Origin of the sequence: Aphanothece sacrum FPU1 (assembly GCF_003864295.1) — a bacterium.
GTDB lineage: Bacteria > Cyanobacteriota > Cyanobacteriia > Cyanobacteriales > Microcystaceae > Aphanothece_B > Aphanothece_B sacrum.
This window is the reverse complement of sequence record NZ_BDQK01000001.1, coordinates 447,335-467,063: the sequence shown is the minus strand read 5'-3', so window position 1 is coordinate 467,063 and position 19,729 is coordinate 447,335. Positions and strand designations below refer to the sequence as shown.

At 40.1% G+C, this 19,729-nt stretch carries 22 protein-coding genes; 10 read left to right on the top strand and 12 right to left on the bottom strand.

All coding sequences use genetic code 11. The features are described from left to right. Positions 1-44 precede the first annotated feature (44 nt). From nifK to AsFPU1_RS22410, 9 genes are all read right to left on the bottom strand, one after another. Positions 45-1,580: a nitrogenase molybdenum-iron protein subunit beta gene (nifK, locus tag AsFPU1_RS02170; RefSeq protein ID WP_124976482.1), complete on the bottom strand. Its 1,536-nt coding sequence runs from the start codon at positions 1,578-1,580 to the stop codon at positions 45-47. 91 nt (positions 1,581-1,671) lie between these two features. Further along, positions 1,672-3,102: a nitrogenase molybdenum-iron protein alpha chain gene (gene nifD, locus AsFPU1_RS02165; protein ID WP_124976484.1), complete on the bottom strand. Its 1,431-nt coding sequence runs from the start codon at positions 3,100-3,102 to the stop codon at positions 1,672-1,674. A 307-nt stretch (positions 3,103-3,409) separates the two neighbouring features. Next, positions 3,410-4,300, bottom strand: coding sequence for a nitrogenase iron protein (nifH, locus tag AsFPU1_RS02160; RefSeq protein ID WP_124976486.1), 891 nt, complete (start codon positions 4,298-4,300; stop codon positions 3,410-3,412). 393 nt (positions 4,301-4,693) lie between these two features. Beyond that, the gene (gene nifU, locus AsFPU1_RS02155) at positions 4,694-5,578 is read right to left on the bottom strand and encodes a Fe-S cluster assembly protein NifU (RefSeq protein ID WP_124976488.1); all 885 of its coding nucleotides are present in this window, start codon (positions 5,576-5,578) and stop codon (positions 4,694-4,696) included. A 168-nt stretch (positions 5,579-5,746) separates the two neighbouring features. Further along, complete coding sequence (gene nifS / locus AsFPU1_RS02150) at positions 5,747-6,949, bottom strand: cysteine desulfurase NifS (protein WP_124976490.1); 1,203 nt, start codon at positions 6,947-6,949, stop codon at positions 5,747-5,749. 77 nt (positions 6,950-7,026) lie between these two features. Beyond that, positions 7,027-7,377, bottom strand: a complete 351-nt coding sequence (locus AsFPU1_RS02145) for a 4Fe-4S binding protein (RefSeq protein WP_124976492.1) — start codon at positions 7,375-7,377, stop codon at positions 7,027-7,029. A gap of 27 nt (positions 7,378-7,404) precedes the next feature. Continuing rightward, the gene (locus AsFPU1_RS02140; RefSeq protein ID WP_124976494.1) at positions 7,405-7,599 is read right to left on the bottom strand and encodes a hypothetical protein; all 195 of its coding nucleotides are present in this window, start codon (positions 7,597-7,599) and stop codon (positions 7,405-7,407) included. Between the two features lie 2 nt (positions 7,600-7,601). Then, on the bottom strand, positions 7,602-9,071 hold the full coding sequence (gene nifB / locus AsFPU1_RS02135; RefSeq protein ID WP_124976496.1) for a nitrogenase cofactor biosynthesis protein NifB: 1,470 nt from the start codon (positions 9,069-9,071) through the stop codon (positions 7,602-7,604). Between the two features lie 408 nt (positions 9,072-9,479). Then, a complete protein-coding gene (locus AsFPU1_RS22410) occupies positions 9,480-9,641 on the bottom strand; it encodes a hypothetical protein (RefSeq protein ID WP_172957545.1) in 162 nt (53 codons plus the stop codon). A 409-nt stretch (positions 9,642-10,050) separates the two neighbouring features. On the opposite strand from AsFPU1_RS22410, the gene cysE reads away from it, so the two are divergent. The 9 genes from cysE to cysC all read left to right on the top strand — a co-directional run bounded on the left by cysE (position 10,051) and on the right by cysC (position 15,564). Then, positions 10,051-10,782: a serine O-acetyltransferase gene (cysE, locus tag AsFPU1_RS02130; RefSeq protein WP_124976498.1), complete on the top strand. Its 732-nt coding sequence runs from the start codon at positions 10,051-10,053 to the stop codon at positions 10,780-10,782. Positions 10,783-10,797: 15 nt separating this feature from the next. Continuing rightward, on the top strand, positions 10,798-11,076 hold the full coding sequence (locus tag AsFPU1_RS02125; protein WP_124976500.1) for an Asr1405/Asl0597 family protein: 279 nt from the start codon (positions 10,798-10,800) through the stop codon (positions 11,074-11,076). 192 nt (positions 11,077-11,268) lie between these two features. Further along, positions 11,269-11,481: a DUF2949 domain-containing protein gene (locus AsFPU1_RS02120; protein WP_124976527.1), complete on the top strand. Its 213-nt coding sequence runs from the start codon at positions 11,269-11,271 to the stop codon at positions 11,479-11,481. 30 nt (positions 11,482-11,511) lie between these two features. Further along, positions 11,512-12,645 (top strand): homocitrate synthase, encoded by a 1,134-nt coding sequence (nifV, locus tag AsFPU1_RS02115; protein ID WP_124976503.1) that lies wholly within the window; start codon positions 11,512-11,514, stop codon positions 12,643-12,645. Then, a complete protein-coding gene (locus AsFPU1_RS02110) occupies positions 12,632-12,949 on the top strand; it encodes a nitrogen fixation protein NifZ (RefSeq protein ID WP_124976505.1) in 318 nt (105 codons plus the stop codon). The genes nifV and AsFPU1_RS02110 overlap by 14 nt, the downstream gene beginning before the upstream one ends. Before the next feature lie 23 nt (positions 12,950-12,972). Next, positions 12,973-13,182 carry a putative nitrogen fixation protein NifT gene (gene nifT, locus AsFPU1_RS02105; protein WP_124976507.1) on the top strand — a complete coding sequence of 70 codons (210 nt, stop codon included), beginning with the start codon at positions 12,973-12,975 and terminating at the stop codon, positions 13,180-13,182. Between the two features lie 244 nt (positions 13,183-13,426). After that, complete coding sequence (locus tag AsFPU1_RS02100) at positions 13,427-14,032, top strand: (2Fe-2S) ferredoxin domain-containing protein (RefSeq protein ID WP_124976509.1); 606 nt, start codon at positions 13,427-13,429, stop codon at positions 14,030-14,032. Positions 14,033-14,425: 393 nt separating this feature from the next. Then, positions 14,426-14,827, top strand: a complete 402-nt coding sequence (locus tag AsFPU1_RS02095) for an ArsC/Spx/MgsR family protein (protein WP_124976511.1) — start codon at positions 14,426-14,428, stop codon at positions 14,825-14,827. A gap of 191 nt (positions 14,828-15,018) precedes the next feature. Further along, the gene (cysC, locus tag AsFPU1_RS02090) at positions 15,019-15,564 is read left to right on the top strand and encodes an adenylyl-sulfate kinase (protein ID WP_124976513.1); all 546 of its coding nucleotides are present in this window, start codon (positions 15,019-15,021) and stop codon (positions 15,562-15,564) included. 323 nt (positions 15,565-15,887) lie between these two features. Here cysC and AsFPU1_RS02085 read toward each other — a convergent pair whose 3' ends face one another. The 3 genes from AsFPU1_RS02085 to AsFPU1_RS02075 all read right to left on the bottom strand — a co-directional run bounded on the left by AsFPU1_RS02085 (position 15,888) and on the right by AsFPU1_RS02075 (position 18,567). Further along, complete coding sequence (locus AsFPU1_RS02085) at positions 15,888-16,625, bottom strand: TIGR00297 family protein (protein WP_124976515.1); 738 nt, start codon at positions 16,623-16,625, stop codon at positions 15,888-15,890. Between the two features lie 248 nt (positions 16,626-16,873). Then, positions 16,874-18,133 (bottom strand): FGGY-family carbohydrate kinase, encoded by a 1,260-nt coding sequence (locus AsFPU1_RS02080; RefSeq protein ID WP_124976517.1) that lies wholly within the window; start codon positions 18,131-18,133, stop codon positions 16,874-16,876. Continuing rightward, entirely contained in the window at positions 18,133-18,567 is a 435-nt protein-coding gene (locus AsFPU1_RS02075; protein ID WP_124976519.1) for an NUDIX domain-containing protein, read from the bottom strand. Before AsFPU1_RS02075 ends, AsFPU1_RS02080 begins: the two co-directional genes overlap by 1 nt. A gap of 104 nt (positions 18,568-18,671) precedes the next feature. Here AsFPU1_RS02075 and AsFPU1_RS02070 point away from each other — a divergent pair, with 104 nt between their 5' ends. Beyond that, complete coding sequence (locus AsFPU1_RS02070; protein WP_124976521.1) at positions 18,672-19,625, top strand: hypothetical protein; 954 nt, start codon at positions 18,672-18,674, stop codon at positions 19,623-19,625. Positions 19,626-19,729: the final 104 nt, after the last annotated feature.

Sequence of the window (19,729 nt, the reverse complement as noted above, 5' to 3'; positions counted from 1 at the left end):
GAAAAGAATTCCTTTTCCCCCTGTTCTTCCTTGTCTCCCTTTGATTAACGGACTAAATCGAAGGAAATATCGGTCTTCGAGGGGATATTGGTGTTACGGTCAATTTCTTCAAATAGAGCGTTAACAATCCAATTTAGTAGGTTAATCGCGCCATTGTAACCAATGGTAGAATAACGGTGTAAGTGGTGACGATCAAAGATAGGATAACCGATGCGGATTAAAGGAATCTGGGTATCGCGCCAGAGGTATTTACCGTAGGAGTTACCAACTAAGAAGTCAACGGGTTCGGTGAACAGTAAAGAACGCATATGCCATAAATCTTTACCACCCCAAACGGTTGCTTTTTGACCGTAAGGACTAGAAGCTAAGAGGGCTTTGGCTTCTGTTTCAAATTCTTCGCTAGAATTGTTAACTAAGACGTGAACTGGTTCTACGCCCATTTCTAACAAGAATTGTAGTACGCCTAATACAAGATCAGGATCACCGTAGATAGCGGCGGTTTTGCCGTGTAACCAAGCATGACTATCGGTCATGGCATCTACTGCACGTCCCCGTTCTAATTCTAATTCGGGGGGAACAGGATTACCTGTGATTTCAGAGAGTCCCATTAAGAAAGCGTCAGTCGCTTGAATACCCCAAGGACGATAGGTAGCGGTGGGTTGCTGCCATTCTTTCTCGATATAGTCGAGGGTTTTTAGGGTAGGATAAGTTTGCAGAGCGATGGTTTTTTCAGCGTTGATAGAATCTGCACCTTCTGCTAAGGTTGTACCGCCTTGGTACATTTTGAATTCTCCATCGTTAGGAGAATCTAAATAGAGTTCGTGGTCGCCTAAGATGGTAGCATTAACGCCCATAGCACTGACTAAGTGTTTCAGTTCGCGTAAGTTACCAATATAGGTTTCAAACCCAGGAATAAAGTTGATTTTGCCGTTGGTGGTAGCAGCTTTTTTGCCTTCGGTTAAGTTGCCGAGGACAGCTTTCATCATGTTGTCATATCCAGTGATATGAGAACCAACGAAAGAAGGAGTATGAGCAAAGGGAACGGGGAAATCTTCAGGAACAGAACCTGCTGCTTTAGAGTTACCGATGAAGGAACCTAAGTCATCTCCAATAACTTCTGCCATACAAGTTGTACAGACAGCAATCATTTTGGGTTTGTAGAGATTGTAGGCGTTCTCTAAACCTTCGATCATGTTTTTCAATCCACCGAAAACGGCTGCGTCTTCAGTCATGGAAGAAGAAACACCACTAAAGGGTTCTTTGAAGTGACGGGTAAAGTGGGTACGGAAGTAAGCAACACAACCTTGTGACCCGTGTACAAAGGGGAGGGTTCCTTCAAATCCAACTGCTGCTAAGATAGCACCTAAAGGTTGACAAGCTTTAGCGGGGTTGATGGTGAGGGCTTCACGAGCGAAGTTCTTTTCACGATATTCCCAACTTTTGGTCCACTCAGCAACTTTGGTTACTTCTTCATCAGCAGCCATACCTTGCATGGCTTTTTTGTTTTCAAATAACTCTTGGTACTCAGGCTGATGAAATAACTCAACGTGGTCTTGAATGTTATCTATATTCTGAGGCATTGGTGGTACTCCGTTCTTCGATCAAGGATAGTAAGGCATCGTTTGGGCAATAAGAGGGGGAGGGGGGAAACTTGTCCCCTGTTCCCTTGTCTTATTTATTCCAAGGAGATTTGATCAGCCCCCAAGTTGGGTTATTTAGAGCTAAGTCCATATCCCGTGCAAAGATAGCAAATCCGTCATAACCGTGATAAGGGCCAGAGTAATCCCAAGAGTGCATTTGACGGAAGGGTAGTCCCATTTTTTGGAACACATACTTCTCTTTAACACCGGAAGCAACTAAGTCGGGTTTGAGTTCTTGAACGAATTTTTCAAACTCATAAGCAGTTACGTCATCATAGATGAGGGTTGCGTCATCTACATACTCAGTGGTACGTTTATAGTCGTCACCGTGAGCGAACTCATATCCGGTTCCAATCATGACCATACCTAAGTCGGTGAAAGCGGGAACAACGTGACGAGGACGTAATCCACCAACCATCATCATGACGGTTTTGCCTTCTAAACGAGGACGGTATTTAGCTAAGACATCTGCAGTTTGTTGTTCGTACTTAGCGATTACTTGTTCTGCTTTTTCTTGGATGGTTTCATCAAAGAGTGCAGCGATCGCCCGTAAAGATTCAGCAATTTTGGTGGGGCCGAAGAAGTTGTATTCAAACCAGGGAATACCGTATTTTTCTTCCATGTGACGACTGATGTAGTTCATGGAACGGTAACAGTGAATCAGGTTGAGTTTCACTTTGGGGGTTTGCATCATTTCGTTGATGGTTCCGTCTCCAGACCATTGAGCAACGACGCGTAGACCCATTTCTTCGAGAAGAATACGGCTAGACCAAGCATCTCCACCGATGTTGTAGTCACCGATGATGGCTACGTCATAAGGAGTGGTTTCGATTTCGGCTGCATCTGTACGACTGAATACCCAGTCACGTACTGCGTCGTTAGCGATGTGGTGTCCTAAAGATTGAGAAACTCCACGGAACCCTTCACAACGGACGGGAACAACGGGTTTGTTGGTGATTTTTTGCGCTTTACGGGCAACACCTTCAATATCGTCTCCGATTAAGCCAATAGGACATTCAGATTGAATGGAAATCCCATTGTTGAGGGGGAATAATTCTTCAATTTCCTCGGTGATTTTCAGGAGTTTTTTGTCTCCACCAAAAACGATGTCCCGTTCTTGGAAATCAGAGGTAAAGTTCATCGTACCAAAGGTATCAACTCCAGTGGTTCCGATATAGTAGTTACGACGACCAGACCAAGAGTAGTAACCACAACCAACCGGCCCGTGGGAGATGTGGATCATATCTTTGATAGGACCCCAAACTACCCCTTTAGACCCTGCATAAGCACAACCACGAGCGGTCATAACTCCAGGTGCAGACTTAACGTTAGATTTTACACCGCAATCGTCTTTGCCTTCTTCGTAAACGTTAAGATGTTTGGAACGTTTCTTGGCTAACTTGTCGGGGTAAGTATCAAGAACGTCTTTGATTAGCTGCTTTCTGTCTTCTACTGTTGACATAGTGTTCCTCGGTGATAGGTTGGCGATTAGGATGGAACAACGCCCTCGTCAAATAGACGAGTGGGGAGTGTTTGTGAGGATGAGGATTACCAGTTATCAGTTATCAGTTATCAGTTAAATCACTGTTGCTCTGTTTACTGTTTACTGTTTACTGTTCACTGAAGAAGGGGTAAGGGGGTTATCAGTTATCAGTTATCAGTTATCAGTTAAAAGTTTTGACAACTGTTTACTGTTCACTGTTCACTGTTCACTGGTTTGATTCCCCCATGTCCCAGTTACATGGGTTTAATTGCGCGAGTACCCTAGATTACTTAGAACCTCTGGTGAGTTGTTGTGCTGCCACATCAGCTTCCATAACTTTCTTGTACTCTTCTTCGGAACCTAATAAACCGTAGTTGATTAAGAGTTCTTCGAGTTCGTCGTTGTCGATGGGAGTGGGGATGGTGAGTTTTTTGTTGTTAACAATTTTGTCACCTAAGTCACGGTATTCTTGAGCTTGAGGATGATCAGGAGAGTATTGAATAACGGTTTGACGACGTAATTCAGCTTCTTGTACCTGTTTGGAACGGGGTACGAAGTGAATCATTTGGGTGTTTAAACGTTCAGCCAATTCTTCGATTAGTTCGATTTCTTTGTTGACGTTACGGCTGTTACAAATTAAACCACCTAAACGTACGCCACCAGTGTGAGCATATTTCAAGATACCACGAGCGATGTTGTTAGCAGCATACATCGCCATCATTTCCCCAGAGGTTACGATGTAGATTTCTTGGGCTTTTCCTTCACGGATAGGCATTGCGAAACCACCACACACAACGTCTCCTAATACGTCATAGGATACGAAGTCTAGGTCTGCATAAGCACCTTCTTCTTCTAGGAAGTTGATGGAAGTGATAATACCACGACCAGCACAACCAACCCCAGGTTCAGGACCACCTGATTCGACACATTTGATATTTTCAAATCCAGTTAATAGTACATCTTCGAGTTCGATGTCTTCAACTGAACCGCGTTCTGCTGCTAAGTGTAATACAGTTACCTGAGCTTTACAGTTAAGGATCAAACGGGTAGAATCAGCTTTAGGGTCACAACCGACGATCATGATGCGGTTGCCAGCTTGAGCCATTCCGGCTAAGGTATTTTGAGAAGTGGTAGATTTACCGATACCGCCTTTTCCGTAAAATGCAATTTGACGCATGGTGATTTCTCGCTTGTACTTGATTGACAATTTAGTGTGAATACAATGGTCAAGGTTGACCTTTCGGACGTAGTAATGATTCGTTCTATAATTGTCTTGGGGATTACGTCCCGTCGAACCCTCGATCACTACGTCAGTCTTGGAAGAGACGTTAGATAAAACGTCTGGGGGTTGTGTTGCAGATATCAAATGTTGGGTTTGAGTCTCTCAACACTCTCGCGAAAGCGATGCTCGTTTGGTGGCGACCGCTCTCGACTATTTTTTTGGAATAACATAGGGCCTCTTGGGAAAATTATGAATTATGAATTATGAATTATGAATTTTAGACTAGATTGTTGACATCTATTTTTCCAATTCATAGGTCATCATTTCTCATTCATAGTTGACAATTAATTACACAGCAATGACTGTTAGAGTCGGTGAAATTCGTTCTTGTAATCGCGCTTCTATGCCCATTTTTAAGGTAGCAGTGCTACTTGGACAAGAACCACAAGCTCCTTTTAGAATTACTTTAACGAGATCTCCTTCGATATCAAATAACTCTACATCTCCCCCATCTTGTGCTAACATGGGTTTGATTTCTTGTTCGAGAATTTGTTGAATAAGAGTGATTTTTTGTAGATTAGTTAGTGGTGTAGTAGGAATTGTTTTTGATTGAATAACTTTAGTCGCCGCAGCAACTGCAGTCTCTTGTTCTAACACAATTTCTGCAATTAAATCATCAATATCTGTTAGACAAGAACCACAACCTCCACCTGCTTTCACATAATGGGTTACTTGTTCAGCAGTCGTCAGACCATTTTCAGAAACAATTCTGCGAATTCTGGCATCACTGACCCCAAAACAACGGCAAACTAAGGCTCCTTCATCATCGTCATGATTATCAAGAGGAATCCCTCTATAATTAAAGATAGCTGCTTCTAATGCTTCTTGTCCCATCACTGAACAGTGCATTTTTTCTTCGGGTAAACCCCCTAAGAATTCAGCAATTTGTTTATTAGTAAGACTCAAAGCTTCATCTAAAGTTTTGCCTACCAATAACTCAGTTAATGCTGAAGAAGACGCGATCGCAGAAGCACAACCAAAAGTTTGAAACCGAGCATCTAAGATGATTTCTGTAGCAGTATCAATCTTAAGATGTAACCTTAAAGCGTCTCCACAAGAAATACTACCTACTTCTCCGGTTGTAATCGCTTCTCCTTCATTTTTCTCCGTAATCGTTCCCTGATTACGAGGATTATAGAAGAATTCCATCACCTTATCTGTATAGTCCCACATAGTCAGTTACCACTTATCAGTTATCAGTTGAGAAAATTCTAAATTATGAATTATGAATTATGAATTATGAATTATGAACTGTTAGACTAGATTGTCAGTTATGAAGGTATAATACTTACCTTTATAGCCATTTTTTCAATTCATCATTCATCATTTATCATTCATGATTTACTTAGCTAATACGGCTAGTTCTTGTTCTTGTAACCAGCTAGAATCATCGCTATTAAAGGGAGATAAAGCCCGTAATCGCTCAATGATTCCTGGTAAAACCTCAAGAACTCGATCAATCTGAGTTTGTGTTGTATAACGAGAAAGGCTAAAGCGAATCGAACCGTGAAGAACACTGTAAGGAAGTCCCATAGCCCGCAGGACGTGAGAAGGTTCTAAGGAACCAGAGGTACAAGCAGAACCCGAAGAAGCACAAATCTCATATTGATTTAGAGAGAGTAAGATCGCCTCACCTTCAATATATTTGAAACCAATATTTGTCGTATTAGGCAATCGTTGAATCGGATGACCATTGACCACCGTATTCGGAATTAAAGTCAGAATTGTTTGTTCTAAATAATCCCGTAATTGCCGTTCGCCAGACACATTAGCTAAATGATATTGAGCTAACTCGGCCGCTTTTCCTAATGCTACAATCCCAGGGACATTTTCCGTACCTGCCCGACGGCCCCGTTCTTGATGTCCCCCAATCATGGAAGGACGGAAGCGAGTACCGCGACGGACATACAAAGCACCAATGCCTTTAGGAGCATGGATTTTATGACCAGAGAGGGTTAAGAGATCTATGGTGCTAGTTTGCATATTGAGAGGAATTTTTCCCACTGCTTGCACTGCATCCACATGGAAGATCGCTCCATAATCTTTCGCCAGTTGCCCCACCTTTTCTACTGGGAAGACAACGCCAGTTTCATTATTCGCATACATAATCGAAACTAGGGCTGTGTTCCCGGTGAGAGAGGCTTCTACTTCACTCAGGTCAAGTTGTCCTTGATTATTAACCGAAAGATATGTTACCGTATAACCCTGTTTTTCAAGGTTTTTGCAAAGATTAAGAACAGCAGGGTGTTCAACTTCGCTAGTGACGATATGGCGTTTATTCGGTTGAGCAGCTAGGGCCCCACGAATAGCAGCATTATCTCCTTCAGTACCACAACTGGTAAAGACGATTTCTGAAGCATCTGCCCCTAAAAGGGAGGCGACCTGTTCTCTAGCGGTGGTTACGGCTCGTCCTACTTGTCCGCCAAAGGTGTGCATACTAGAGGGGTTGCCATAGTAGAGGGTCAGGTAGGGCATCATCGCCCCTAAGACTTCCTCGTCTATTTGGGTGGTGGCGTTGTTATCAAGATATATACATTCTCGCATCGATAGTTACCAAAATTAAGTTGCCAATGATACCGTTTCCCTAATCAGTTATCAGTGATTTTTTTCGTGGTTGACTGTTAACTGTGGGCCGTCATTAAAGAGGCGATTTCGCGCGAATAAGTATCAAACCAAGTCTCCCAACAATAGGTGGGTTCTTCGTGTTTTAGCTTGGTTAGGAGAGTGTTGTAGTGATTAAACCAAGTATCCCAATAGTCCCTGGGTTGACCCATTTTCTCCGATAGAGACAAACAACCAGCATTTGTGGGACAAGCGGCGGCACATTGGGGGGTTCCGTAATGGCCGCGACACTCATTACAAAGGTTCGCGTCAATGAGTAATCTACCGTTTTGTATTTGGATAGCATCAGTGGGACAAGCCACTTGACAGCGATGACAGCTTATACATTCATTAGTGATGGTGTAACTCATGACGCGACCTTTTGTTAATTCACAGATTTATGGTTTATAGGAGGGAGAACAGTTATAGTCTTTAGAGAAGCCAGTACAGGGAGGGATTGGATGATCATCAACACAAATGCCACAACTATTAGCTATTTCTTTTTTCATCGTGGTAGAATTGATTCCCATTCGGGTGTCTGTTCCAGACTGATGAGTGTTAGTTTTAACAAGAGTGGCACTCTGATAACTCATAATTAAACTCCTACGGACTGCTTTTGCTGGTATTGTTGATAGAAGTCGAGAGCAACTTTATCAATGACATCGTAAGCTTCAAAGGGTTCTACCCCGGCTTTGCGTAATTCTTCTTGAGGACAGTTGCCAATTTTAGCAGCAAGGACTCCTTGACAATCGGAGATAGCTTTAATGATGTTTTCTAGGGTCGCTTCTTCTCCGTAACCACTTTGACAATAAAGATCAACTTTGCGGTGTGCCACAAATTTAACATTAGTGCCATCGACTTCAAAGATTTGAAATTCTTTAGCGTGTCCGAAGTGTTGGTTAACTAAACGATTTCCTTTTGTCGCAACCGCTAACAGAATTTTCGGTGCTTCTTTAACGGGTTTGGTGCTAGTGCGTTTAGCCTGTGTTGCTTTTACTTCCGCCGTGAATTTTTCAATATTGGCGTGGACTTCTTGACGTTTCTCGATATCGTATTCGGGAGTCATTTCTAGGAATTTATCTTTAGTGAATTCCTGAGAACGATCTTCTCCTAATAATCCTACCGCATCAGCCCGACATTGACGACAGTGGCGCATCATTTTCATGTTGCCAGAACAACCGTCTTGTACAGCTTTCAGTTCTTTGGGGGTCGGGCCTCTTTGTCCGGTTAACCCGAAGTGGGTTCCATGTTCAGGGGCGGAGATCAGGGGCATAATATTGTGCAGGAAAGCACCTTTTGAACGAATCACTTCGTTAACTTCTATTAAGTGTTCGTCATTAATGCCGGGGATCATTACAGAGTTAACTTTGCACAAGACATCTGCTTCTCGCAGTGCATCAAGGGCTTCCATTTGTTTCTCGTGGAGAATGTTAACTCCTTCGATGCCTTTGTAGCGTTTACGGTTATAACGTACCCAAGGATAGATTTTTTCACCGATTTCTGGGTCGATCATATTAATCGTTAGGGTAACGTGATCGACGTTGAGTTCTTTAATGCGATCGATGTATTCGGTTAACATCAATCCATTACTCGATAAGCAGAGTTTAATATCTGGGGCTTTCTCGGCAACTAATTCAAAGGTACGGAAAGTTTGTGTGGGGTTCGCTAAAGGATCACCAGGACCCGCAATCCCTAAAACTGTCATTTGGGGAATCTTTCCAGCAATGACTAAGGCTTTGTGTGCAGCTTCTTCGGGGGTCAGCACTTCACTGACAACTCCAGGACGGCTTTCGTTCGCACAGTCGTATTTACGGTTACAATAGTTACATTGAATGTTACAAGCGGGTGCTACTGCAACGTGCATCCGTGCATAGTGGTGGTGTGCATCTTCACTATAACAGGGGTGTTTGGCAATGCGTTCGGCAATTCTTTCATCTAGAACTTGGGGACTCGAAGAAGTGCTACCACATCCACCAGTCGCTTTTGGCGCACAAGGGGTAGTCTTCGGGGTTACTGTTGTAGCCGTTGATGAGTCGGATTTAATTAGACCGGTTGTTTGTAGCATTGAATTCCGTGAAGTTAGAGGGTGACTATCAGCGTGACTTATGGAAAGTTCGGTCACTTGCTTTTAGAAATCGCAAGGGGATAAACAATGGACTATTTGTCTTCGGCGTTACTATCGTTATAGCACCCCCACTTTTTGGCTTTGGGTCATGGGGGGTGAGTTCAGATTCATTAAACTTATTAGGGAGTATTCAAATAGTGAAGTCCTTACTCTGTCTTTTATCGCAACTATCAAATTTTTTTTTTGAGGATGGGGGTCTAGTATTTTAAAGAGGAGGGTTATGTATTTCTACATAAGGAGTCCTGTATTTGTGGACTCAAAAGCAAAGCTAGACCAACTAAGGCTTCTAAGTGATTATTCGTAGATTTTACTCGACACATTCTTTGCACTCATCTAACAAGTTTCTCATCACCCATCACCCATCACCCCATCACCCATCACCCCAAACCCCATCACCCCAAACCCAACTCCCAAGCCGTTCCAAAAAAAACTGGAGTAAGCTTTTTTAACTTCCCCAGTGCTGTCACGGAATTCAATTCTGTATCCAATGTAACATTTTCTTTTTGGCACTTTTGTTAACACTCAACAGGGTCTCAAATTGAGGAATAAAAAACCTTAAAAGCCTTTTCTAGTCAGAGTTTTAGCCCTTATACAATCGAAGGGTAATGAGTTCCTTGGCCAACGGGCATAAATCCAGGTCTGATTAGCCTCAAACCCTTCTCCTGAAAGGGATTGACCCTGAGTGCATAAATACAGATGCCCTGACCTATAAATACTGTAACCCCATCTATAAAATAATCGTACCCCGTCCCAAAAAAAACTTTTCACATGACTTAAATGCTTAATCAATATGGGTTTTCTTGTTTTGAGTACCCCCATTATAAGTTTAATAAACTTGACCCGTGACCGAGATCGAGGGAGAGTCAGGCACACTTGGTATAAGCATAACAACTAAGTTTATGTAGAATCACGGAATTTAATGTTTGGATCCATTCCCGTCAGAGAAGGTCGTTTAGGGTATCAAAGGGGTCATAACGACTCCTCGACTTGTTCTTTGGAGATTCCACCATGTTCTCGTGTCTCTCCCGTGCAAACCCTCCTGAAAGACTTTCAAGTTATTTTTCAACGAGATCCGGCCGCTCGTAACTGGCTAGAAGTATTATGCTTTTATCCAGGATTACACGCCTTAACTCTCCATCGCTTATCCCATTGGCTATGGAAACAGCAAATACCCTTTATTCCTCGCTTTTTCTCCCATTTAGGACGATTTATCACCGGAATTGAAATTCATCCTGGGGCCACCATTGGTCAAGGGGTGTTTATCGATCACGGTATGGGAGTAGTCATTGGTGAAACGGCTATTTTGGGAGATTATTGTTTAATTTATCAAAATGTGACCCTTGGTGGCACCGGAAAAGAACTCGGTAAACGCCATCCCACTCTAGGAGATCATGTTATTGTCGGGGCCGGGGCCAAAGTCTTAGGCAATATTGAAATTGGCAATCATGTTCGTATTGGTGCAGGATCAATCGTTTTGCGCAGTGTTCCCAGTGATTGCACCGTCGTAGGAGTACCCGGTCGTATTATTTCCCGTAGTGGTCGCGGTTGCCCCTTAGAACACGGCAAATTACCGGATGTGGAGGCCCAAATCATTCGTACCTTATTAGACCGAATTGAACAATTGGAACAAAAGATACAAAACCTACCTTGACCCTCCCTTACAATCATGATGACACCTTCTAGTCCCGATGCTTTACTCAGTCAAGTTGCGAATATTTCTCGCTGCGATCGCTGGTTGATTCACCATCGTCTTCAAGAATTAATGATCCCTTGTTGGTGTCCTAATGACGGATCATTATGGGTAGAAATCGAACATGGTATCAATGCCATTCTGCTGCGTAGCGCAGTTTATCAAGCGATGGCCACTCGTCAAGAATTACTAGACTGGTTGCAACGTTGTTGGGAAACTAATGATTGCCCGTCTACTGAATCTTATCCTGATTAAAAGTATACAACAAGTCTACAAGATTTGTCGATTAAGTGTCTAGCTTGAACAAGTAAGAGACTTGTCTTAAGGTTGACGCTAGATTAATTATTCCCTCTATCCCCCTAAGCATCATAAAAGCTTCTTACGGGATTTGTTCTTGGAATCGTTAAGGTTTCCCGAAATCCCGAAAAATTGAACCCCAGTGCTGTCATGGAACATCATTTTATTTCCAAGGAATTCAGTCAATTCTTACAACAAGAATTAGATCTTTCAAGAGACGACTTAGCGGTTGCGCTGAACAATCAACACCAACCGAGTGACCCTATTCCCATGCTCTTGTGGCAATATGGCTTAATCACCAGAGGACAACTCCAACGGATTTGGGATTGGTTAGATGCTCAAATTCAATACCAATTTCCCTAACCTAGCTGTCGATCATCAGGAATTCAAGCCATGCACAATATACACATTAATGATACAACATTGCGAGATGGAGAGCAAGCGGCCGGGATTGCTTTTTCTCCCGCCGAAAAAATCGCCCTAGCTCAATTAATGGATGTCATTGGTATTCCTGAGCTAGAAGTAGGAATTCCGGCTATGGGAGGTACAGAAGCAGATGCCATCACCGCCATTGCTAATAAGGGCTTAAAAGCGGCTCTTTTAGGCTGGAATCGGGCAGTACGCTCAGATATCGAGGCTTCGATCGCTTGTGGACTAAAACGGGTTCATATCTCCATTCCTGTATCTTCTATCCAAATTAACGCAAAGTTTCAAGGTAATTGTACCCTAGTCTTTAATCGTCTACGGGATACGGTCAATTTTGCCTTAGATCAAGGACTTTTCGTGTCTGTTGGAGCAGAAGACTCCTCTCGTGCTGATGAGTCTTTCTTGCTCGATGTAGCTCTTTCTTCCCAAGATTGGGGTGCATCTCGTTTTCGCTTCTGTGATACCGTCGGCATTTTAGATCCGGCTACCACTACTCATAAAGTGAGTCTGTTAGTCGCAGCTTTGTCGATTCCTGTAGAAATGCACACTCATAATGACTTCGGATTAGCTACAGCGAATGCGTTGGCCGGTTTACAAGCGGGTGCGACTTCTGTTAACACTACGGTTAACGGGTTAGGAGAAAGAGCGGGTAATGCTCCATTGGAGGAGGTGATTATGGCTCTAAAACGGTTGTATAGTGTTGATTTAACCATTAATACTCGTCGTTTACGAGAATTATCTCAATTAGTCAATCAAGCATCCGGAGTGACCTTACCCCCTTGGAAAGCGATCGTTGGAGATAATGCCTTTGCTCATGAATCTGGTATTCATGCTCACGGAGTCTTACAAAATCCTGCAACATATGAACCATTTGCACCAGAGGAGGTGGGTTGCGAAAGACGTTTATTAGTAGGTAAACATTCGGGACGACATTTACTAACGAATGTACTCAAACAAAAAGGTATCACTTTAAATAGTGAAGAAGCGCAAACAGTTCTCGATGCGGTACGAAATTTATCTGTACAGATGAAACGTAGTCTTACCGTAGATGAATTAATAGATTTAGTACCTAATAGGAGAATGTCTCATGGGATTATATAACCCTGGCGAAATTGAAATTAACGATCCCCCCGCTTTTGAAATTGAACAAAAAGTGCGGCTGCGTAAAATGATTCGTAATGATGGCACATTTCCTGGTAAAGAAATAGGGGAAACCCTAGCGAAAAAGGGAGATATTGGCTACATTGTGGGCATTGGAACTTATCTGCAAAGTTACTATATCTATGCCGTCCATTTCCTAGAAAATGGCTGTGTGGTAGGTTGTCGCCGCAAGGAATTACTATTAGCAGAAGAACCAATTCCTGATGATCTAGAACTCGAACTCCAAACCTCAGAAGTTAACTAATTGTAAAATATAGGAGCTAAAAGATGAAAGTTATGTTACGGAAAAATGGCACGGGTGAGTTATCGGTTTATGTGCCGAAAAAAGACTTAGAAGAAGTCGTTACTGATCAAAAGGTAGGAGAGACAGGAGAAAAGATTTTAACCTTAGCCAATGGTTGGCAATTATCTTTTGCTGATTTTACTGATGATAGCAAATTGCCTCAAACTTTTGAAGCGACAAAACTTCCTGATTAATTTTTGTAGGGGTTTAATGGTATTAAACCCTAAGATTTCCGACTAGGTTTCAACTCTTTGGGGCTTAATAATATTAAACCCCTACTCTAACCTTTCTTGGATTTGAAATGGGTATTGGTTAAGTCAAATAAAAAAGATATATTTGGTGTTCCCTTTTGCCTTTTATTTCGTTTTGTCTTGCTAAAACGCCTTTAAAATGGGTTTTAGCTTAACCCTTTCACTCTAAACTTAAGGAGAATTAGTCATGGATTCATTTCATGCTCACACCTCACCTTTTCAACTCGAAGGACAATTTTTAGGGTTTATTAGTAAATCCGATGGTCACTTTAAATCAATACGTTTAGCCATTGGAGAACGAGAATTACAAGTTAAATTAGATAAAGGATTGCGTCACAGTGGCACTTTCGGATTAGCTGCTGGAGATTGGATTTCTATTTCAGGACAACAACAATTTAATAGTAGTTTTACTAAGCTAAAACTCAAGGCCTATCAAGTCAATCGTTTAAGTTGTAATCTTTCTTGTAAAACTTCGGAAACTTTAACTAATTCTGCGCCTTCCTCAACTGTGTCGGGAAGTGGCAGGAAAAAAGGCAAAATTCTCTTATGTAATAAATCAGATTGTGCTAATCATGGGGGCAAAGAACTTCATCAAATCCTAGAAAAAACTCTCGGTCAGTTAGGTTTAAGTGATCATGTCACCATTGAAAAAACTAGCTGTCAAAAACGTTGTAGCAAGGCCCCTAATTTAATCTTAATGCCAGGGAAAGCAAGACACAGCAAACCGAATCCTAAAAGTATTGATAATCTGATTCGCGATCATTATTGTAATGATAATTCTTGTAGTTCTTGAACACATTATTTCCCGCAGTCAGGACGGTTTTTGATAGATTGTAATGGTTGAGTGAAAAAATAAGGTTCTACCGAACTTGTCATGTAAAATTAATAAATCAATACAGGCTAAAGCCTTATTCTATAAGCACAAAGGCTGTCTACATAGCCTAATTTTAAGCCTGGGTAGTCAGGCTTACTTCCTATAGCTTAACCCGACCGGGTTTAAGCCTGTAATTTGTAATCGTTTTACATCCTACTAAGTTTGGTAGAACCAAAAATAAAACCATGACAATAACCCTAAGCAAAGAAGATTCAACTCTGGAGAATTTTATAGCTAAAAAGTATTATTGGGCTTTTGCTTGTTATTGACTGATCTGTTTAAGTAGATTACTGTATAATTGTGGGACTTCTTATGGCTAAAGTTATTTTCTACGAAAAACCAGGGTGTATTAATAACACCAAACAAAGAAATCTACTGCAAGCGGCCGGTCATAATTTAGAGGCCCACAGCCTTTTAACTACTGCTTGGACACCGGAAACCTTGCGTCCGTTTTTTGGCAATTTGCCTGTTACCGCTTGGTTTAACAGTACTTCTCCTCGTATTAAATCAGAAGAGGTGGTTCCTGAACAGTTAGATGAGGCTCAGGCTTTAGAATTAATGATAGCTGATCCTTTGTTAATTCGTCGTCCTCTGATTCAAGTAGGAGAAACTTGTCAAGTAGGGTTTGATATCCCCCAAATTGAGGCATGGATAGGCTTAAATCCTCAATCTCCGGTAACAGAGGATTTAGAAACTTGTCCTCGTCATGGGTGAAAGAGTAGTTGCAGCATAGTAGGGGTCAACGGCCGTTGACCCCTACTATTGATGTGTAGCTTAGGTTTAGGAAATTGGTATTATAAATATTAGTTAAAAACCTGCACCTATTGCTCTTGTCATTCGTACCAATTCAGGCTACTCTCTAAATAATTGTTTAGATTCATGAAGTATAAATTACCTAAATTAACATGAAGCAAAGTGGCGTAACTATTTGGTTAACTGGATTGAGTGGGGCAGGCAAAACTACCATTACCGAGGCCTTAGAACAAAAATTACGAGAGGGTAACTATTCCCTAGAAGTCTTAGATGGAGACATCGTACGGACAAATCTAACCAAAGGATTAGGGTTTAGTAAAGAAGATAGGGACGAAAATATTCGTCGTATTGGCTTTGTAGCGAATCTATTAACCCGTAATGGTGTCATTGTCCTAGTTTCTGCCATTTCTCCTTATCGGGAGATTCGGGAAGAAGTCAGGGGAAAAATTGGCAATTTTGTCGAAGTTTTCGTTAATGCGCCCTTAGCAGTTTGTGAAGGTCGGGATGTCAAGGGACTCTATAAACGGGCCCGGGCTGGGGAAATTAAGTCTTTTACAGGCATTGATGACCCTTATGAACCCCCTTTAGACCCCGAAGTTGAGTGTCGTACTGATCTCGAAACTCTTGAGGAAAGTGTTAACAAAATTTGGCACAAACTCGAAACAATGGGCTATCTAGCTCAAGCTGTTACAGTTTAACAGAAATTTTTCTCCTTTGTAGGGGTCAACGGCCGTTGACCCCTATATTTTTAAATTTTTCAGTTTATCTTATCGATTATAGACTTTAACTCGCTCAGAGTTAAGTTATACAAACAAAGATTGCCTACGCAACCTATAATGGCTGTCCGCGCTCGTCGGACTTTGTTTCTATAGGATAAGGCTTTAGCCTTTTATTCATTATTAATTTAGCATAGTTTGTTCGCTAGAACCATAAAATTTATGAAACTTCTCAATATTTTGACAAAAGAACTTAAAGAAATTAGATATCTATTTAGGAACTGGAACCTTGTATAAAATATTTTTTACTGCCAAATCCAAACAATCAAAATAGCCACAATTGCCCCAATAAAAGTATTAATAATATTGACAACTTCATTGGTCATCCATTCCCATTTAGATTGTAACGTAGCCCCGATTACACTTTCTAAATTAGTGGCAATAAAAGCTGCTACAATACACCACAAAATACCCATTAAATTAATTAACCCGATACCCCATCCTAACACGGCGATCGCGCCTGATGCTACCATTCCCGCGAGGGTTCCTTCTAAACTCACGGCCCCTTCTGTTCCTCGAACCACGGGTTGTAAAGTAGTGATGAGAAAAGTGCTTTTTCCGTAAGCTTTTCCTACCTCAGAAGCAGTAGTATCAGAAAGTTTTGTACTAAAACTGGCTACATATCCCAAAATTAACCATTCTTGCCAAGGAGAATCAACAAATAAAGTCGCAATAGCACATATTGTAGCAATTAAAGCTGAACCCCAGACATTTTCTGGCCCTCGCATCCCTGATCTCTTTTCTGCAATACCTGCCGCTTCTTTTTGCTCCATCCCAATACGGGTAACACCTGAACCTACTAAAAAGTAAAACATCACTACAGTATACCCTCGCCAACCTAATGTTCCCCACACTATAATTCCTAATAGAAGTGCATGGAAATATCCTGTCGGAGTAAGTAGTTTTTTGGGCGAAATAAAAGCAACTACTATTAAAATTATATTTACACTTGTGCCGATAATCCAAGGATTAGTAATATTCATCTTATTGAGCTAATTAACAAAATTATTTGACTTATTCTAAGTACATAGACAAAATTAATCACAAAAAACTAGATAAACCCGCCCCCTATTACTCAAGCATTACGACTATATCAAAACCAGCCGGAGGCTGTGAATTAATTTTGCTTCGGTACTTATTATAATGCGTTTGGATATGTTTGTCATTCTTTTTCTTAGTATGTAATCAATCATAAACAAACGTAAGGTGGGCAGTGCATCGCCCTACTTATCTATTCTAAGTTTATATGGCTTCTTTTAGCTAATAATGCAGTTCCATAAGCAGCTTCAGTTTGAGGAGAAATACTCACAGGAACCTTAATAAATCGTTCTCTAATTTTTTGCCAAGTCTTATTTTTTGCTCCTCCTCCTGCCGTATAAACTTGAGTTAGAGGGGTTGCTCCTAACTCTTGTAACTTTTGATAACCTAATGCTTCAATTTTAGCCATACTTTCTAATAAACCCTGTAAAAATTTAACTTTATTATCGGGTTTTGGGTTTATTTTTGGTAGAAGTTGAGGATCATTAATAGGAAATCTTTCTCCAGGTTTTAACAAGGGATAATAATCTAAATTAGAGGGTTTATCTGTAATAATTTGATTACTATATATTTCTAATTCTTTATTAGTAAAAAAGTGACGCAAAACTGCCCCTCCTGTATTAGATGCTCCACCGGTTAGCCATAAATCACCTAATCTATGACTATAAATTCCTGATTTGAACTCATTAACAGAGGTTTGACTTAGTAACTTTAAAACCAGAGTAGAACCCAATGAAGTTACCCCTTCTCCTGGGTGTTTAACTCCACTAGCTAAAAAAGCAGCAATACTATCAGTTGTCCCTGTACAAACTTGACAATCTTTTCTTAAATTAAACTGTTCAGCAATATCTAGTGTAACGCTCTCTACTGGTGTTCCTGGGGGTAAAATTTGAGGTAAAATTGTATAAAAAGGTAACACGGTTAACCAATTAGGATAATTCAATTTATTTACATCATAGCCTAATTTTAAAGCATTATGATAATCACTAATTCCTAATTTTCCATGTAATAAAGATCCTAACCAATCTGCTTGATGTAAGAAAAAAGTAGCTTCTTTACAATCAACATTATTATACCACCAAAAAAGTTTTGCTAAACTTGAACTAGCACTACAAACAATGTGATTATCTGGAGCAATTTCTTGGATATTTTTTAAATATTCTTTACCTCTAATATCATCATACCAAAGAGGCGTAACAATTGGCATTCCTTGAGCATTGCAAAGTAAGACAGTGGAAGAAGTTCCATTAATAGCAATAGCCCGAATTTCTTGACATATTATTAAGGGAATTTTCCCCAGAATAGTATAAAGAATATTTTGCCAATTAGAGGCTAATTTATCTTCATTAACTGTCTCAAAAGTACAATTAATTTTTGTTTGAATGCTTTCATTTTCATCAATAACAATAGCTCTTGCACCAGAAGTTCCAAAATCAATACCTAAATAAAACATTAGTCTAATAAACGAGGACGTAATCCATGATAACGATAATTTTGATAATCTTTGAGAATTTTATCATGATCAAAACAAAGATCTGTAGGCAGTTCCCAAAGAGCAAAAACCCTAACATTTTTAGCATCATCAGCCGCTTGAGGTCGTCCTTTAGCCCTAGCAATAAAAACAATACTTAAGGTATGTTGACGGGGATCTCTCTCAGGATTAGAATAGACATGAAATTGTTCAATTAATTCTACTGATAAAGTTATTTCTTCTTTTGCTTCTCGACGAGCAGCATTTTCTACCGTTTCTCCATACTCAATAAAGCCTCCTGGTAAAGCCCAACCATAAGGAGTATTTTTTCGTTCAATAAGAATAATAGGTCGATGGGGTTGGTCGATGAGTTCAATTATAATATCAACCGTAGGCTTAGGATTACGAAAGGTCATTTATTTAAGTAGTTAATTATCAATTATTGATACGGTTATTATACCTTATAATTAGCTATAATAGAAATATTAATAAATTAGTTAATCAGTCAGTATTTGAAAAAATGAGCTATACCTTTATGTTACTAGGATTTATGTTATCAGCTTATTCCATTGTGGCTAATGATGCCATTCAAACTTTAGGGACTTTTTTAAGTTCTAATTCTCAACGACCTTGGTGGGTATTATGGCTTTTTGCTTGTACAATATTAACAGCAGTTTTTGCTTATGGTTGGTTAAATTATGATGGAGATGTATCTTATGGTCGTTTAGAAAATTTTCCTATTCCTGATCCTTTTAGTTGGATTTATATTGTTCCTCCATTAATTTTATTAGGTTTAACTAATCTGGGAATTCCAGTTAGTACCACTTTTTTAATTTTAACTGTATTTAATCCTCAAAATTTAACCAATATGCTCACTAAATCCTTAATAGGATATGGATTAGCCTTTATCATTGGTATTTTTATATACTATTTTATTAGTGAAAAAATAGAGGAAGAATCTTTCAATCAATCAAAGACAGAAAATCAACCTTATTGGACAATCTTACAATGGGTTTCTACTACTTTTTTATGGAGTCAATGGTTAATTCAAGATTTAGCGAATATCTTTGCTTATTTGCCCAGAAAATTAGATTTATTGTTACTTTTCTTTTCTTTGATAATTATGCTGACTCTCCATGCTATTATTTTTTATAGAAATGGGGGGGAGATTCAACAAATTGTCACGAGTAAAATCAATACTCAAAATATTAAATCAGCTACAATTATTGATTTTATTTATGGATTTATCTTATTATTTTTCAAAGAATATAGTAAAGTACCAATGAGTACAACATGGGTATTTATTGGACTGTTAGCAGGACGAGAACTTGCCATTGCTCATCGACTTAAACATCGTTCTTTGAAAGATACAGGAACCATAATTATTAAGGATGTCGGTAAAGCAATGATCGGGTTAGGTGTCAGCATTATTTTAGCCTTTTTTCTTCCTTTCTTGGGTCAATTAATTAGTTAAGAAATCTTAATTTTTTCAACCAGCCTATTTTGCTTATTATCAATTATAATAGTATTGTCAATTCAATATAATACTATTTTCAAGACTATTAGTCGCCTAAACTC